The 16761-nt window shown below is 64.8% G+C and carries 8 protein-coding genes; 4 read left to right on the top strand and 4 right to left on the bottom strand.

Going from position 1 to position 16761, the window contains the following annotated elements:
• The first annotated feature begins 8 nt into the window (after positions 1-8).
• Both OXG33_12960 and OXG33_12955 read left to right on the top strand, forming a co-directional pair.
• The gene (locus tag OXG33_12960; GenBank protein MCY4114827.1) at positions 9-1250 is read left to right on the top strand and encodes an aminomethyl transferase family protein; all 1242 of its coding nucleotides are present in this window, start codon (positions 9-11) and stop codon (positions 1248-1250) included.
• Between the two features lie 449 nt (positions 1251-1699).
• Positions 1700-11125: a SwmB domain-containing protein gene (locus tag OXG33_12955; protein ID MCY4114826.1), complete on the top strand. Its 9426-nt coding sequence runs from the start codon at positions 1700-1702 to the stop codon at positions 11123-11125.
• A gap of 124 nt (positions 11126-11249) precedes the next feature.
• Here OXG33_12955 and OXG33_12950 read toward each other — a convergent pair whose 3' ends face one another.
• Complete coding sequence (locus tag OXG33_12950; GenBank protein MCY4114825.1) at positions 11250-11939, bottom strand: peptidylprolyl isomerase; 690 nt, start codon at positions 11937-11939, stop codon at positions 11250-11252.
• A 90-nt stretch (positions 11940-12029) separates the two neighbouring features.
• Positions 12030-12770: a hypothetical protein gene (locus OXG33_12945; GenBank protein ID MCY4114824.1), complete on the bottom strand. Its 741-nt coding sequence runs from the start codon at positions 12768-12770 to the stop codon at positions 12030-12032.
• Positions 12771-13044: 274 nt separating this feature from the next.
• Here OXG33_12945 and OXG33_12940 point away from each other — a divergent pair, with 274 nt between their 5' ends.
• Both OXG33_12940 and OXG33_12935 read left to right on the top strand, forming a co-directional pair.
• Positions 13045-13572 carry a c-type cytochrome gene (locus OXG33_12940; GenBank protein MCY4114823.1) on the top strand — a complete coding sequence of 176 codons (528 nt, stop codon included), beginning with the start codon at positions 13045-13047 and terminating at the stop codon, positions 13570-13572.
• A 77-nt stretch (positions 13573-13649) separates the two neighbouring features.
• A complete protein-coding gene (locus tag OXG33_12935) occupies positions 13650-14177 on the top strand; it encodes a cytochrome c (protein MCY4114822.1) in 528 nt (175 codons plus the stop codon).
• Positions 14178-14295: 118 nt separating this feature from the next.
• Here OXG33_12935 and OXG33_12930 read toward each other — a convergent pair whose 3' ends face one another.
• Positions 14296-15486, bottom strand: a complete 1191-nt coding sequence (locus OXG33_12930; protein MCY4114821.1) for an ABC transporter substrate-binding protein — start codon at positions 15484-15486, stop codon at positions 14296-14298.
• A 270-nt stretch (positions 15487-15756) separates the two neighbouring features.
• Positions 15757-16743 carry a DUF4268 domain-containing protein gene (locus OXG33_12925; protein ID MCY4114820.1) on the bottom strand — a complete coding sequence of 329 codons (987 nt, stop codon included), beginning with the start codon at positions 16741-16743 and terminating at the stop codon, positions 15757-15759.
• Between the last annotated feature and the right edge of the window lie 18 nt (positions 16744-16761).

Raw genomic sequence — 16761 nt, 5'->3', positions numbered from 1 at the left:
GTCCCGAAGTGACGCAATCGCTGGTGATCGACGGACTCAAGCGGCGTCGGGTGCCGATCAACCTGCGGCAGAGCGGGAACAGCGATGCCCGAATCCTCATTTCCACCCGGATCAGGAAATCTCCGTGGTGGCACCTATCGAAGGCCGCCGGATGCTGGGCTTACACCACCTACAACCACCTCTACCACCCGCGCGCGTACGTCAGACCCGAGGACGGCGGGCTCCTCGAGGAATACCGCTACCTGACGCAGCACGTCAGCATGTGGGACGTGGCCGTCGAGCGTCAGATCCAGGTCAAGGGCCCGGACGCCGCCGACTTCGTCAACCTGTTGATCACGCGCGACGTTCACGCCCTCCTGCCGCCGATGCAGGCGCGCTACGTGATTCTGTGCAACCAGCACGGCGGCGTCATCAACGACCCGGTGCTGCTGCGAGTCGCCGACGACGAGTTCTGGTTCAGCATTTCGGACTCCGACGTCCTCCTCTGGGCGCAGGGCGTCAACGCCAACGCCGGCTACGACGTCGCGATCAATGAGATCGACGTTGCGCCGGTGCAGATCCAGGGACCCAAGTCGGCGCCGCTGTTGGAGAAGATGTTCGGCCCGCACGTGCGGCAAATCCCGTACTACGGCCTGCTGCACGAGACGCTGAACGGCCACGCGGTCACGATTTCACGCACCGGCTTCTCCGCCGAGATCGGCTTCGAGATCTACCTGCACGACGCCATGCTCCACGCCGACGACGTCTGGCCGTACATCCTGGAACAGGGCAAGGAGTTCAACCTGCGCGTCATCGCCCCCAGCCACATCCGGCGCTTGGAGGCTGGAATCCTGTCTTACGGCCAGGACTTGGATATCGAAAACAACCCCTACGAAGTGCGGCTCGGATGGCAGGTGGACCTGACCAAGGACAATTTCATCGGCAAGGACGCGCTGGCCAGGATCAAGGCGGAGGGCGTGACGCAGCGCCTGGTCGGATTGAAGGTCGGCGGCGAGCCGATCACCTGGTACAACGAGGACTTCTACCTGGTCAAGGACGCCGACGCCGGACGCGACGTGGGCTACGTCACCAGCGCGTTCTGGTCGCCAAACGTCGGGGCCAACATCGCGCTGGCGGTCATGCCGCCCACCCACTGGAAGCGAGGCACCCGGGCAAAGGTGGGGCTCCCGAAGGATGGTCTCGTGGACGCCGAGGTCGTGCGCGTGCCCTTCCTCGATCCGACCAAGGAGCGACCCAAGACCGTCCTCTAGAGCGGTCCCAGCCACGAATCGACGGGGTCGGCGCCAAGGCCGGGCGGACTCAGAGTGTCGCCCTAGGTCCGCGAGGTGACAGGCGTCAAGGTCTTGAGGTCTGTCACTGACGGTGCTAATCAACCTGCGACGGTCATACCAATTCGACCACTCCGACCGTACTCAGACTAGTCGGATACAGCCGGTCGTATCACATCTATCAATTGACGGTACTTATGCACCCAGGATAGGCTGGCTTCCCGAGGCTGCGGACTCAAGCACATGGGCCGGTAGGCGCAGCCAGGGAGGCACTTCCTGTCGGAGTGGGCAACGGGAGTCCCGTTCTGCGCCCGCGGCCATCTCGGGGCGCCCGCCCCTGCCTCTCGAAACTCTCTAGCTGCTCAAAGGGCCCCATGCTGAGCGCCGCACCCCATCCCGGGCGCGCCGCTCAGTCGTTACGCCGTCTTCTCATGCCGGCGGCCATTGCCGGGCTGGCATTGCTGGCCGCCCTGTGGAGCGTCGCGCCGCAAGCTGCCGCTAGCAGCCACTGCGGCTCGCAGGCCAGCGCCGCGCTGATCCGCGACTGCCGCACGCTCATCGACCTCAAGGACTCTTTGGATCCCAATGGTGTACTCAATTGGTCGGAGACCCTGGACATGGAGCATTGGGACGGGATTCTCGCCTCGCAAGACAGCGGAGTTTCGACGGTTCAGCTCTACCCCACGGTCGAACCGTTTACCGAGTCCAACCTGCTGACCCTCGGTGGGACGGTCCCCGCTGGATTGGGCAGTCTGCCGAACTTGCAGCTTCTGTATCTGTGGGGGGTTGGACTGACCGGGTCCATTCCGTCCGAGCTGGGCAACTTGTCCAATCTGGAAGAGCTGCGCCTGGACCAGAACTCGCTCACCGGCAGCATCCCCACGGGGCTCGGCAACCTGATCAATCTGAGCCGTCTGAGCCTGACCCTCAACCAGTTGAGCGGCGGAATCCCCAGCGACTTCGGCAGCTTGAGTTCGTTGGAGCACCTTTCGCTGGATCGGAACTACCTCGGCCTGCAATCCCACCCGGTTTCAGGCAGCCCGCCACCGGCCTCCGTCAGCAACCCGATCCCGAACAGCTTGGGGAACCTGAGTTCGCTGACGGGGCTGGTGCTCGACGACAACAACTTCTCCGGGTCGATCCCGGCCGCGCTGGGCAACCTCGGGGCGCTGACTCAGCTTGGCCTCGCCACCAACAACTTCACCGGGAGCATTCCCGCGGCCTTGGGGAGTCTCTCGAAGCTGGAGTCGCTGAACGCCTCTAGCAACAAGCTGAGCGGTTCGATTCCATCGCAGCTGGGGAATCTTTCGGCGCTCGAACATCTCGACCTGTCGCATAACGGATTGCAAAACCCGATCCCGTCGCAGCTCGGCAGCCTGGGCAATCTGGAGGAACTGTTCCTGAGCGAGAACCAGTTGAGTGGCTCAATCCCGCCGCAACTGGGCAACCTCACCAAGCTCCGGCAGTTGGCCTTGGATTCGAACCGGCTGAACGACTCGATTCCGGCGGACCTGGGCGACCTGGAAAACCTCGAATACCTGAGCCTGGCGCGCAACGAGCTGAGCGACGCGATTCCGCCGGAGCTGGGCAATCTCTTGAATCTCGAGAGTCTCAGCCTCGATGACAACGGGTTGAGCGGGAGTATTCCCGCCGAGCTGGGCAACCTGTCGACATCGGTCGATGACGACAACAAGCCCCTCGAGCACATCAACCTTTCGTGCAACCTCTTGACCGGGAACGCTCCCAGCGAGTTGGGGGACCTCTCCAGCCTTCGGATTCTGCTGCTCGACAACAACAAGCTGAATACCGAGGCGGCGGATCGGCCCGCGAGCTTCAGCAATATCGAAATCGTGCGGTGGACCAGCGGCAACGTCTGCCCCCGCGGTCAGCCCGATGCGGAACCGCCGTCGAGCGACGACGTCCCGCCCACGTTCGAAGCGGCGGAGTTGTCGCGCGACGGTCTCACCATCGTCCTGACCTACAACGAGTCGTTGGACAGCTCCAACGGGCCCGCGACCACCGACTTCACGGTCAAGGTTGACGGCCGCGAGGTCACGGTCTCGTCGGTGAGCGTGCGAGTCCGGGAGGTCAGCGTTGGGCTGGGCGTCGCGGTTACGGAGCACCAGGGCGTGACCGTGGCCTATGCGGATCCAACGTCGAGCGACGACGCCAACGCGATTCAGGACCGCGCCGGAAACGACGCGGCCGACCTGCTGGAGACCGCGGTCACGAACGAGTCGACGGTCGACGACCAGGTCGCCCCCACCTTTGAAAGCGCGGCGATTTCGACCGACGGAAACACCATCACCCTCACCTACAACGAGGTTTTGAATAGCGGTGCCGGGCCACGCACCACGGACGTCGTGGTCACGGTGGAGGGCGAGACGCGCGGCGTCTCGAGCGTCAATGTCAGCGGCCGTGAGGTCCAGCTGCGCTTGTCCAGCGCGGTGACGGAGCGGCAATCGGTCGTGGTCAGCTACTTCGATCCCACCTCGGGCGATGATCCCAACGCGATCCAGGACCGCGCCGGCAACGACGCGGCCGATCTAATTGATCACGCGATCACCAACACGTCGACGGCCCAGGACAACCGCCCGCCCGGGTTCTTGCGAGCGGCGATGTCCACCAATGGCCTCGGCATCACGCTCGTCTTCGACGAAGTGCTGGACGAAGTTGCCGGTCCCGCGACCAGCGACTTTTCGGTCGAGGTCGACGGCGACGCGTCCGAGCCCTCACAGGTGGAGCTCGACGGCCGCACGGTTGTCCTGACGCTGGCCACGGAGGTGCGGGCGCTGCAAGACGTCGCCGTGAGCTACACCGATCCAACCGGCAACGACGACGCCAATGCGATTCAAGACGCTGCCGGCAATGACGCCGCCAGCCTCGTCGATCAGGTGGTCACGAACACCTCGACCGTGCTCGACCAGGCGCCGCCGGTCTTTCAGAGCGTGGCGATGTCGACCGATGGCGCCACCATCACCCTGACCTACGACGAGGTGTTGGACAGGGCGAACGGCCCGGCCACCGCCAACTTCCAGCTCATGGTGCAGGGCGAGCGCCGCGACGTTGCCATGGTCACCGTGAGCGGGAAGACGGTTGAGCTGAAGCTCGCCGGCACGATTACGACTGGCCTGACGGTCACGGTGACCTACAACGATCCGACGGGCGGCATCGATGACCTCAACGCGATTCAAGACCGCTCCGGCAACGACGCCGACAGCCTGATCGACGAACCGGTCACGAATGTGTCCACGGCCACTGACAGCACGGCGCCCAATTTCGTGCGCGCGGTGATGTCCAGCAACGGCCTGTCCATCACGCTGACCTATGACGAGGTGCTGGACGGGAGCAACGGGCCGGCGATCTCGGACTTCACGGTCACCGTGGATGGCGTGGGAGCGGAACCCTCGCACGCGACGCTGAGCGGCCGGACGGTGGTGCTGGGGTTGAGCACGGGCGTGCTGTCGCTCCAGGACGTCACGGTGAGCTACACCGATCCGACCGGTGACGATGATTCCAACGCGATTCAGGACATTGCCGGCAACGACGCGGCGAACTTGGTCAACCAGGCGGTCGCGAACGCCTCGACGGTGCTCGACGAAGCGGCGCCGGTGTTTCAAAACGCGACGACGTCAAGCGACGGCGCCAAGATCATCCTGACCTACGACGAGATTCTGGACGCCATGAACAAGCCCACGACGGCGGATTTCACGGTCGAGGTGCAGGAGGAAGATCGAGACATTTCCATGGTGACCGTGGTCGGCAAGACGGTTGAATTGGGGCTGGGCGCGGCGGTCACGTCGGGCCAGTCGGTCACGGTGGCCTATACCGACCCGACGGCAAATGTCGACGACGCGAATACCATCCAGGACCGGGCGGGCAATGACGCAGCCGACCTGACGGCGCAGATCGTCACCAACGTGTCGGGGACTGCCGACAACACGGCGCCGACGTTTGTGCGGGCGGTGCTTGCCAGCGATGGCTGGACGCTAACGCTGACCTACGACGAAGTGCTGGATGACACGAACGAGCCCGCGACCGGCGACTTTGCCGTGACGATTGACGGGGATTCGAGTGAGATATCCAGCGTCGACGTGCAGGGCCGGGAAGTCTTGCTGTTCCTGGTGAATCTGGTGCCGTCACTGAAGGAAGTAAAGGTCTCCTATACCGATCCGAGCGCGACCGACGACACGAACGCGATCCAGGATCCGGCCGGCAACGACGCCGCGAGTCTCGTCAGCCAGGCAGTCACTAACTCGTCGACGGTGCTCGATGAGACGGCGCCGCAGTTTGTCAGTGCCACGACATCCACCGACGGCGTCAAGATCACCCTGACCTACGACGAGATCTTGGATAGCGCGAATAAGCCGGTAACCGGGAACTTCCAGGTCACGGTGCACGACGAACCGCGCGACATTTCCTCCGTGAGCGTCACCGGAAAGACGGTTGAGCTGGGGCTCGGCGGTGCGATCACCACGGGCCAACCGGTCCAGATGGCCTACACCGATCCGACGTCGGGCGTCGACGACGCCAACGCGATTCAGGACCGAGCCGGGAATGACGCGGCCGATCTGTCCCTGACTTCGGTGACCAATGCCTCGACGGCTACGGACAACACGGCGCCGACGTTTGTGCGGGCGGCCATGTCGAGCGACGGCCTCACGCTCACTCTCACCTACGACGAGGTGCTCGACGCCACGAACCGGGCGTCGACCAGCGACTTTGCCGTCACCGTGGCCGGCCAGTCGGTGATCGTTGCTTCGATTGCCGGCAGCGGCCGGGACGTCGAATTGCAGCTGGGAAGCACGGTGACGGCAGGCCAAGACGTGAGAGTGACCTACTCCGATCCCACCGCGAATGACGACACCAACGCGATTCAGGACCCGTCGGGCAATGACGCGGCCACGCTGACCAACCAATCGGTCACCAATTCATCGGCGGTACCCGATGTGACTCCGCCCGAGTTCGTGCGCGACGAGATGTCCAGCGACGGGCTGACCCTGACGCTGACCTACAACGAAACTTTGGACGGCAGCAACGGACCGACGCCTGCCGACTTCGTGGTGTCGGCGGAAGGCGAGCGGCGGGAAGTCTCGACGGTCACGGTCAACGGAACTGACGTCAAGCTGCGGATGGCCAGTGTCATCACCTCGGCCCTGGTCGTCGCGGTGACCTATACGGATCCGACCGCCGGCGTCAACGACGCCAAGGCCATCCAAGACTTGGCCGGCAATGACGCGGCCAGCTTGAGCCTGTCGAACGTGAGTGGCTCCACCGTCGAGGACACGACGCCGCCGGGCTTCGTGCGGGCGGTGCTTTCGAGCGACGGCGGCACGATCACGCTCACCTTCGACGAGGTGTTGGACGCCGATAGCGGACCGGCGAACAGCGACTTCACGGTCAAGGTTGACGGTGTGTCGGTGACGCTCTCGACAATCTCCGCGCCAACCGTGCGCGGTCGGACGGTGGTGGTGGGCTTGGAGAGCGCGGTGACCGCGGGTCAGGAGGTCACCGTGACCTACACCGATCCCTCGACCGGCGACGATAGCGCCGCAATCCAGGATCCGGCCGGCAATGACGCGGCCACGCTCAGCGACCAGACAGTCACGAACGCGTCCACCGTCCCCGACGACCGGGCTCCGGAATTCGTGAGCGCGGCTACGTCGACCGACGGCCTCAAAATCATCCTGACCTTCGACGAAGTCCTCGACAGCCAGCGCGGACCGCGAACGGCCAGCTTCGGCGTCAAGGTGCAAGGGGAACAACGGGCAGCCTCGGCGGTGACGGTGAACGGGAAGACGGTTGAGCTCGGTCTCGGGGCCGCAATCACGACCGGCCAGACGGTCTCCGTGGCCTACACCGATCCCACCGCCGGCGTGGACGATGCCAACGCGATTCAGGACCGGGCAGGCAACGACGCGGCCAGTCTCAGCGAGACCGCGACCAACGCCTCCACCGTCGCCGACACGACGCCGCCGGGCTTCGTGCGGGCGGTGCTTTCAAGCGACGGCGGCACGATCGTCCTGACCTACGACGAGGTGCTCGACAGCACAAACACCCCGTCGTCCAACGACTTCGCGGTCAGGGTGGATGAAGCATCCGCGGATCTTGCGTCCAGTTCGCCGGTGTCGGTCCGTGGTCGCACGGTGATGCTGGGACTGGCCAACGCGGTCACCGCCGACCAGGACGTGACGGTGGGCTACACCGATCCCACCGACGGCGTCGACGACACCAACGCGATACAGGACCCCGCAGGCAATGACGCGGCCAGTCTGACCGACCAAGCGGTCACGAACGCGTCCACGGTTCCCGATGAGCGGGCGCCTGAATTCGTGAGCGCGGCAACGACGAGCGACGGGCTCAAGATCGTCCTGACGTTCGACGAGGACCTGGATTCCCAGCGCGGGCCGAGGACCAGCGACTTCGCGGTCACGGTGCAGGGCGAACGGCGGACAGTCTCGGCGGTCGCCATTACCGGAAAGACTGTGACCCTGGACCTCGGGAGCGCGATCTCGGTCAACGAAACGGTCGCCGTGATCTACACCGATCCCACCGCCGGCGTGGACGACGCCAACGCGATTCAGGACTCGGTCGGAAACGACGCGGCCAGCCTCACCGAGCCGGTCACGAACAACTCCACGGTTGAAGACACGCAGGCGCCCACGCTCGATCGCGCCGAGACATCGACGGACGGTGGGCGAATCATCCTGACGTTCAGCGAGGTGCTGGACAGCACCAGCGTCCCGTTGTCGAGCGATTTTACGGTGACGGTGGATGACGAAGCGGTGGATCTCTCGTCGAGTTCGCCGGTCACGGTGCGCGGACGCACGGTGATTCTGGGGCTGGATACCGTCGTGACCGCCGGCCAGAGCATCACCTTCACCTACACCGATCTGACCGACGGCGATGACTCAGGCGTGATACAGGATCCGGCCGGCAACGACGTCGCAACGATCACCGATCACACGGTGAGCAATCGGGTCGGGCAAGAGCCATCTTCCCCCTCGACGCCGGGGACGCCCAGCACGCCCGGCACACCGAGCAACACACCGTCGGGCGCGTCAACGCCGGGCGCGCCGACGTTGGACACACAGTCCCCCCTCGGCCTGCTGTTGACCGTGCCCGAGGGACCGTTTGAGGTGGGCCATACGCTGTCGTACACCGTGACCGTCAGCAACACCCGAACCCAGCCCCTCACCGGCGTGACCTGGCGCGACACGACGGCGGATCCGAATGCCGCGTGGCAATCGCTGGGCAACCTGGCCGCCGGTGCATCGACGACGGCGTCGGGGAGCTTCGGGCCGCTTCGCGCCGAACATATACCCCACATCATCCTGACGGTCAGGGCCGATAGCGATCAGACCGAGGAGCAAGCGGCAAGCGAGCAGGTGAACGTCGTGGCGGCCTCGACGGAGTCGACCACCACCCAAGGCGAGTCGACAACCCTGCAGCCACAGCAGATCGTTGACTTGGCGGCGCAGCAGCCAGGATTGACGCCTACCCTTCCGCGGCTGCCCTCCACCCTCGTGCTGCGGGTCGTGCGCGTGCGGTATGAGGTGCCGGACGTGCACCTGGCGCACAACATCCCCGACCTGCTGCTGACGCTGGCGGATGGGTCCGAGACCACCTGCAATTTCCTGACGCACTACGAAAGCACCGGCGGGCTGGCCCGGTGGGGCTACACGACATCCGAGGTCCTGGAAGAGCGACCCGGCTTCCTGACGCAGTACTACCAGCGCGGGGTGGTGGATTGTCATGAGCGCGACGGCGCCTGGCTGATGGAGCGTCGGCTGGCCTGGGACCACTTCGGCGGCGGGATCGACGGTTCCGAAGACCTGGGCTTCGAACCGAACCTGCTGAGCGATCAGCCCGGACAACTGCTCGGTCCCTGGGGGCACCGGGTGTCGGACTACGCCGTGGACGGCACCTACACCGGGTTCCTGAGCTTCTTCACGACGCTTGGCGGCGTGCCCTCGTTCGGCTATCCCAAGACCGAGGCGAGCTACGACAACGATCCACGGCGGCGCCTGGGCATCGCGGCAGCCACGGAGGGCTTCATCCGGCAGTACTTCCAGGCGGCCGTCATGGAGTTCCATCCGGACACCTTGACGCCGGTGATGCTGCGGTTGCTGGGCGACGACCTGCGGGATCGGCGCTATCCCAACGAGTCCTACAAGTTGTATTCCAGCTTCGCCTCCGCGCCGCCGCTTGAGGTGGGCCAGATATTCATCGTGGAAAACGTGGTGGCGAATCCGGTGAGGGCCCCGCCGCTCGGGTCGCCGATCACCTCCCCGCCGCCCGGTCCGGCGAGGCCGTCCGCGCGCACGATTCGTGTGGACCGCGTGCAGTTCAGCGCGCCGGATGCCCACCTGGCCCATAACATCCCCGACCTGAGCCTGAAGCTGCCCGATGGGTCGGAGCAGCGGTGCGACTTTCTGGGCTACTACGAGGCCACGCAGGGCGTCGCCCGCTGGGGCCACGCCATTTCCGAGGTGCTCGAGGAATACCCCGGCGTCCTCACGCAGTACTACCAGGGTGGGGTCGTGGACTGCCACGAGACTGACGGCGGGCGACTGGTCGAGCGACGCCTGGCGTGGGACTTCATCGGCGGCGGCGCCGAGGGCGCACCCGATCTTGGGGTCGAGCCGCACCTGCTGAGCAATCAGCCCGGCGAGCTGCACGGACCCTGGGGGCACCGTGTGTCGGACTACGCGGTGGACGGGACCTTCACCGGATTCTTCGCCTTCTTCACCGCGCTGGGCGGCGTGAATAGCTTCGGCAATCCGAAGACCGAGGCGCGCTACGACGACGACCCGCGGGCGGTCCTGGGCATCGCGGGCACCGATGCTGCGGTGATCCGGCAGTACTTCCAGGCCGCCGTGCTGGAGCTGCATCCGAACGACCCGACACAGCCGGTCAAGATGTACTTGCTCGGCCACGACGTGCGCAACCGGCTGTATCCAAGTCAGCTCCATACCACCATCGCCAGCTTCGGGCCCGCCACGGCGTTGAGCGTCGGTCAGGTCTACACCCCCGAGCGGCTTCGGCTGGCGGCTGCCACGGCGCCCCCGCGACCGTCCACCACCGCGCCGGGCCCGGCGCCGGCCTCAAAGCTCGGGCTGCGGGTGGGTCGCGTCCTGCACAGCAGCCCCGACCGGCACCTCTCGCACAACATCCCCGACTTAACCCTGACGCTGGCCGACGGGGGCGAGCATGAGTGCGGCTTCCTGAGCTACTACGAGGCTACGAACGGGCTCGAGCGTTGGGGCCACGCGATTTCCGAGGTCCTGGTGGAGCAGTCCGGAACGCTGACCCAGTACTACCAGCGTGGCGTGGTGGACTGCCACGTGCGCGACGGCCAGTACGTGGTCGAGCGTCGCCTCGCCTGGGACTACCTCGGCGGCGGTGCGGAGGGCGCTCCCGACCTTGGCGTGGAGCCGCACCTTCTGAGCCACCAATCCGGCGAGTTGCTGGGCCCGTGGGGGCACCGGGTGTCGAACTATGCCGTTGACGGGACGCCCATCGGATTCTTGGACTTCTTCACCGCCATGGGCGGCGTGGAAACCTTCGGCTATCCGAAAACCGAGGCGCGCTACGACAACGATCCGCGGGCGGTACTTCGCATCCCCGACGCTGCGCCTGGCGTGATTCGACAGTACTTCCAGGCGGCGGTGCTCGAATATCACCCCGATGATGCCGCGCACCCGGTGAAGCTCTACCTCCTGGGGCATGACCTGCGCGACGAGCGCTACCCCGCGTATCAGGCGTTCGTGGCGTTCGGGCCGTTCGGACCGCTCACGCAGGGTCAGAAATACTTCCCGATCAGCACGTCGAAAGTGATCGCGCCCGCCGGTTGAAACCGAGCCGTTGTGGGGCGCGACATGACCTGCGCGCGACGCTCGAAGCTACTGCCTGGGCGCAGGCGCCGAGACAGGCCGCGGCGAAGCTGGATTCGACGCCGGTCGGGCGGTTCCTAGACCCCTAGCAGGCGGACCAGGTGGCCGAGCAGCCGTCGTCGAACTTGGCCCCGACGGTCACCGACAAGATCTTGATTTCCTGTTGTGGCACGGACCCCTCACCGTCCGATCCCTCGGCCACCGGCACCGCCTCGATCTTCTCCAAGGTAGCGACCGATGGTTTGTGATCGTCCTTGAGCTGGCCGAAAAGCGTGAAGTCTGCGGGCAGGCGGTCTTGCGCCGTGAGGTCATCCAGAATGATGAAGAACTGGGAGCCGTTGGAGTCAGGCGTGCCCTTGTTGGCCATGGCCAGCCCACCGCGGATGTAGGGCCGCTGCGGCGGCTCGATCTCGAAGCTGTAGCCCGGTCCGCCCGTGCCGGTGCCGCTGGGATCGCCGCCCTGAACCATGAATCCTGGAATCAGGCGATGGAAGGTTACGCCGTCGAAGTAGCCCTCGTTGGCGAGGAAGATGAAGTTGTTGACGGCCAGCGGCGCCTCTTCGTGGAACAACGCGAAGCTCATGCGCCCGTGGTTGGTGGCAATGATCACCCAAGGCTCGCCCTTGGGAATATTGTCCATCGCCGGGTAGGCGTCGTAGGGCCCCCCGTCCGACGATTGAGTCGATCCCGTCGATCCAGCTGGTTCCGTTGCGCCTTCGCCGCAAGCGGCCAAGAGCGCGACGAACGCCAACGCGACCAAGACTGCCCGCCACATCACGCACCAACCTCCGCGTGTTCACCGCGACGGGCATTGTCCCAAAGCGGCGCCCCGGCGGAAAGCCGACCGTCGGACGGTGGCGCGGCCCTAGCCGGAAGCCTCCTCGGCGGGGACAAGCTCGCGCCGACCCTGATACAGCCCCAGCCCGATGACGAACAGGGCAAGGGCGCCGATCATCTGGAAGACGTTGTTCACTAGCAGCAGCGTGACGGTGTCAAGGCCGGGAGCGAGCAGCGCGATCAAGAAGTTGATGATGGCGCCCACTCCGATGATGACCAGCACGTAGGACGCGAGCTTGAAGGCATTCAGGCTGCGGAACCGTCCGGCCAGCCCAATCCCGGTCAGGGCCGATGCGACGGGATAGAGCCACAAGAACCCCATGAGCAATCCGGCAATGTCGATCTGAACGTCCAAGGCGAATTGCGCGAGCTGCGCTTGCGCTTCGGCGGTCTCGGACGAATCCAGGCTGCGCTGCATCAGGTAAATCACCATGTGCCGCTGGGCCAGGCCAAGAACGAACACGCCCCAGCCGAACAGACTGGTGACGACCCCAAGTCGCAAGGCCGTGCTCGCCAAGGACCGCTCACCGTTGCCGAGACGGTAGAGGGCGGTGAAGCCGTAGGCGTAGAACAGCATGCCGAGGACGATCAGCATGGTCATCACGTGACCCAACGCGGCTTGCTCACCCAGGGGAACGATCGCCGCGGCGAAGTCCGTCTGGTCCACCGGGCTGACAAAAGGACCGCCGGGAAAGAACAAGCCCGCCACGATTGTGAGGATGACGCCCGCCATCAGGGCGAGACCCGTGCCTTTGCTTCCGATCAGCATGCTTGAATTCACGGTCCTCATCGCCCTTTCCAGTGCACACGACGCCGCCATTGCGCAGGCACACGCTAACAGGTCAATTCGGATTCTCGCAATCCGGTGAAACGAAGCAATATAAAGATAAATTTACAATTGAGCGCAATATGCAAGGAGTGCAACTCAGTTGCTATTGTGACGACTTCACGGGCGATGGTAGTCTCAAGAAAGGCGTGAGCTTCTTGCTCCGCACTAACCCCGCATGACCAGAGCAACGTCCTTCACGATTCGCGGCTCTGCCGTGACTGTCGGCGTGCATGCGACGCTAGGCATTGCGATGGCGAAGATCGGAGCGGGAGGCAGTCGGGCGGTCGCCTCAATGCTCGTCGCGGCGATCGTGCTGCTCGTGGTGACTGGATGCGGCGACACAGGCGAGCCGCCGCATGTCACCCGGGAATCAACCCCCGTGACAACCGAAGCCTCCCACGTCGTGGCGGTCGCGACCGCGCAGCCTGCATTGTCCGAGACAGCAATTGCGGGCGAGGATCTGTTCAACGCCAATTGCGCCCTCTGTCACGGCGAAAGCGCCGCGGGCACCACGCAGGGCCCGACGCTCATCGACCGGATCTACCACCCGGGCCATCACTCGGACTTCAGCTTTCGCCGGGCGGTGGCTCAAGGAGTCCGGCAACACCACTGGACGTTCGGCGACATGCTTCCGGTCGCGACCGTCACGGCGAACGAAGTCGAGCAGATTATCTGCTATGTCCGGGAACTCCAGCGCGAGGCCGGCATATTCGACGGCGATGCCTTCGAGACTGTCTGCTGAGGCAGAGCACGCGGACGAATCCCAGGTCTTGACGTTCGATGCAGCGACCTAGATTGCCCCGAAGGATGCGGGTGCCGGTGGCACGACGGATTCGCTCGGTCGTCGTGCCGCTGAAGCTCGGCGCGGGCGCTCTTGCCGCATTCGCGCTCGTCTCGTCCTTGCTCGCCGCCTGCGGGCCTGACGATCGCGGGGTTTCAGCCAGCGCCCTCGTCACGGCGCCGGTGCCTCCCACGGGTCAAGTTATATTCGCGGCGAACTGCGCCACCTGCCACGGAGCCGACGGCGAAGGCCAAGCCAACTGGCACGTTGCCAACGACGACGGCACCCTGCCGGCTCCGCCGCTCAATGGCGACGGTCACACCTGGCACCACCCGGACGGCCTCTTGTACCGAATTGTCAGCCAGGGTGGCGCGCAGTTCGAGAGCCCCAGCGATCCCGGCTTCAAGAGCGCAATGCCGGCATTTGGAGACCGCCTTAGCCATGGGGAAATCATCGCCGTGCTGACTTATATCAAGAGCCTGTGGGGCAACAAGGTAAGAATGGACTTTTCCATCCGCGAATCGCAGGAGTTGCTGAGCGAGCGAGACCCGTTTCCGCCTCGGTGAGCCTTGCGTAGCTCCTCCGTCAATCCCGCGAGGGCGGGAATCACGCGAAGGGCTGTCGCGCCAGCCCGAGACGTGTGGCGCGCAATCCACCGAGCGCTGCTAACGGGGCACGGAGGGGCTATGGAGCGGCGGGCGGTCCCAAGACGCGGAAGCCCAGATTCTCCGCCGTGCGCTCGGCCACCGGCAGCACCTCGATGACCACGTGGGACACGCCGACGACGTCGCCGTTGGCGTCGAAGCTGTAGTCGTCGCCAATGGCCCCACTCCAGGCCAGGTTGTAAAGGCAGTCCCGGAAGCCGTCGGCGTCCTGGTCGTCGTTGGTCTGCCGCAGGCATTCAGCGGCAATGTAAACGCCGTCGTAGGCCGAGCCTTGGAACCAGGGCCACGGGGCGACGCCGTAGCGGGCGTTGAAGCTGGCCAGGAATTCCCGGCCAATGTCAGTTTCCAGGTCGGGATTGGGGACGACGGCCTTGAGTCCGGTGGCCGCTTCCCCGGCGATGTCGAGGGAGTTGGCCCCGGTTGGAACCACCTCGGAGTAGATCGGGCCCTCGTAGCCCACCTCCCTGAGTTGCTTGATGATGGTGCCGCCGGAGACCTCGCCTTGCGCGGCGATCAGGACGGCGTCGGGGGTCGCGTTGAGGAGCTTGGTCAACTGGGTTCGGAAGTCGATGGCCTCGGTGGGGTAGCTCTCCGCCGCCACTACCACGCCGCCTAGCTGCTCGAATTGTGTGACGGCAGAGCGACGCGCGCCCTCGGCGTAGTCGGTGGCCTCGGTGATCGTGGCGATCGTGCGCGCCCCGTCGGCCCACACCGTGTTGCCGATGTCGGCGCCCACCTTCAGCGAGTTTATGGCGGTGCGGAAGATGTAGTCGCCGGCGTCTGAGATGTCAGGGCTGGTGGACGAGGCCGAGAAAAGGACGACGCCCTCCTGCTCGGCCAGGGGCGCGGCGCCCAGCGTGGCCCCGCTGCACGTGGCGCCCAGGATGATCTTGACGCCCTCCACGTCGGTCAGCCGCTGGTACGCAACGATGGCGTCGGCCGACGTGCACTTGGAGTCCTCGATGATGAGCTTGAGTGGGCGTCCGTTGATGCCGCCCGCGGCGTTGATCTCCTCCACCGCGATCAGCTTGGACTGGGAAAAAGGAATGCCATAGGACTCGCCAACGCCAGTCAGCGAGTCCAGCGCGCCAATCACGAAGGGCTCCTGCGAGCTGTCCGCCCGCGCCGACGCGTCGCTGGCCGCGGCAGCCGTCGCGGCCGGCTCGGCGTCTGAAGCCGGCGTCGCCGCTTCCCCGCACGCAACCAACATCAGAGTCGCCAGGCCAAGTAAGGCAAGGGCCTTGAAGCATACGGACTTCAAGTCAGTTCGCCTCCGCCCACGTTGAGCCCAATACGTGAAGCCCATGGTATGGCGTCTCAATAGCCTCCCTGCGTGGCCTGAACGCCCGGGCAGTGGGCGATTTTGAGTCCGTCATTCCGGCGAAAGCCGGAATCCAGTCCTCGCGCAAGCTGAAGCCGCCCAGGGTACTCCGTGCCATCCGAAGCTGCCTCGGCTATGCAAGAGTCTCCGAGGGCCGGCTTACCCGGCCAACTCACGTACCTTCGGAACGAGGACGCTGAACATGCGCTCGACTTCAGTCTTCAGCCAGGTCTGGTAGTCGGGCCACTTATCGCGGTCTTCTAGCTCCGCATCCGTCCGAACCATGACCCTCTTGATGCTCTCGGATTCCCACGGTTGCCAGTGGTATGGCTGCCCGGCGTCGCGGTGAATCAGGTCCGCTGACTCGGCTAGCCCGTCGAACCTCGCTTGACGATCACGTCCAAAGAACTCTAGGGCAACCCGCAATTCGCCAATCGAGGAAGTCTCTCTGGCGGAGTTCCAAGTTGTGAAGAACGAAACAACCCTGATTCCTGACACTCCTAGGTTGTGTGTCATGTACGCCTGCGGCCTTGGCCGCCGGCAGGGAATGGCCCCGTCCGACTGCATGAGCTCTGAGAAGCCCGACCAAAACTCAAGCTGCATCGCCTGCGTTTCGCTTAATTCACCGCCCGAGCCAGTTCCGGCTTGCACTGTTTTTGCCCAGTCATTCGGCTGCACGACAACGTTAAACCGAGGCGCGGGCCGCGAGTCGTCGATCCTCAACAGCTCGATCTCGATCCCAAAGTAGGCGTAATCCCGCGTGGTGCTGGCGTTCAACAGGTCGAGGGCAGCGCGATGCTCATCGCGAAACTCTTCGGCAATCCAGACCACTGTCCGTGCGTTGAGACCTGCCGCATAGGTAAGCAGCTTGCCGAGGTGATCGTGATCGGTGCGCTCATACTGGTTCTCGATCACGACCCAAGAATCGTCGTCGCTTCCACCGTCCAGACTGCGGCAGAGAATGTCGGCGCTGAAGCCGCCGACTGCTTGCTCGGTTCCGCGCGGTTCCAGCGTGAGACCAAGTGCCTCGCCCAAGCGCGCCAGGTTCTCGGGTTGCGCCAACCAAGGCGTGAAGTGCTGTGCCTCCTCCGCCCACACCGTTCGCAGGTTCACAGATTCAAGCTTCGAAATCGCAAAGTCAGTCATGTTTGAATCTCCCGAACG

It is taken from the genome of Chloroflexota bacterium, from assembly GCA_026708035.1.
In the GTDB taxonomy this organism is placed as follows: Bacteria; Chloroflexota; UBA11872; order UBA11872; family UBA11872; genus JAJECS01.
This window is presented reverse-complemented; position numbering and strand designations above follow the sequence as displayed.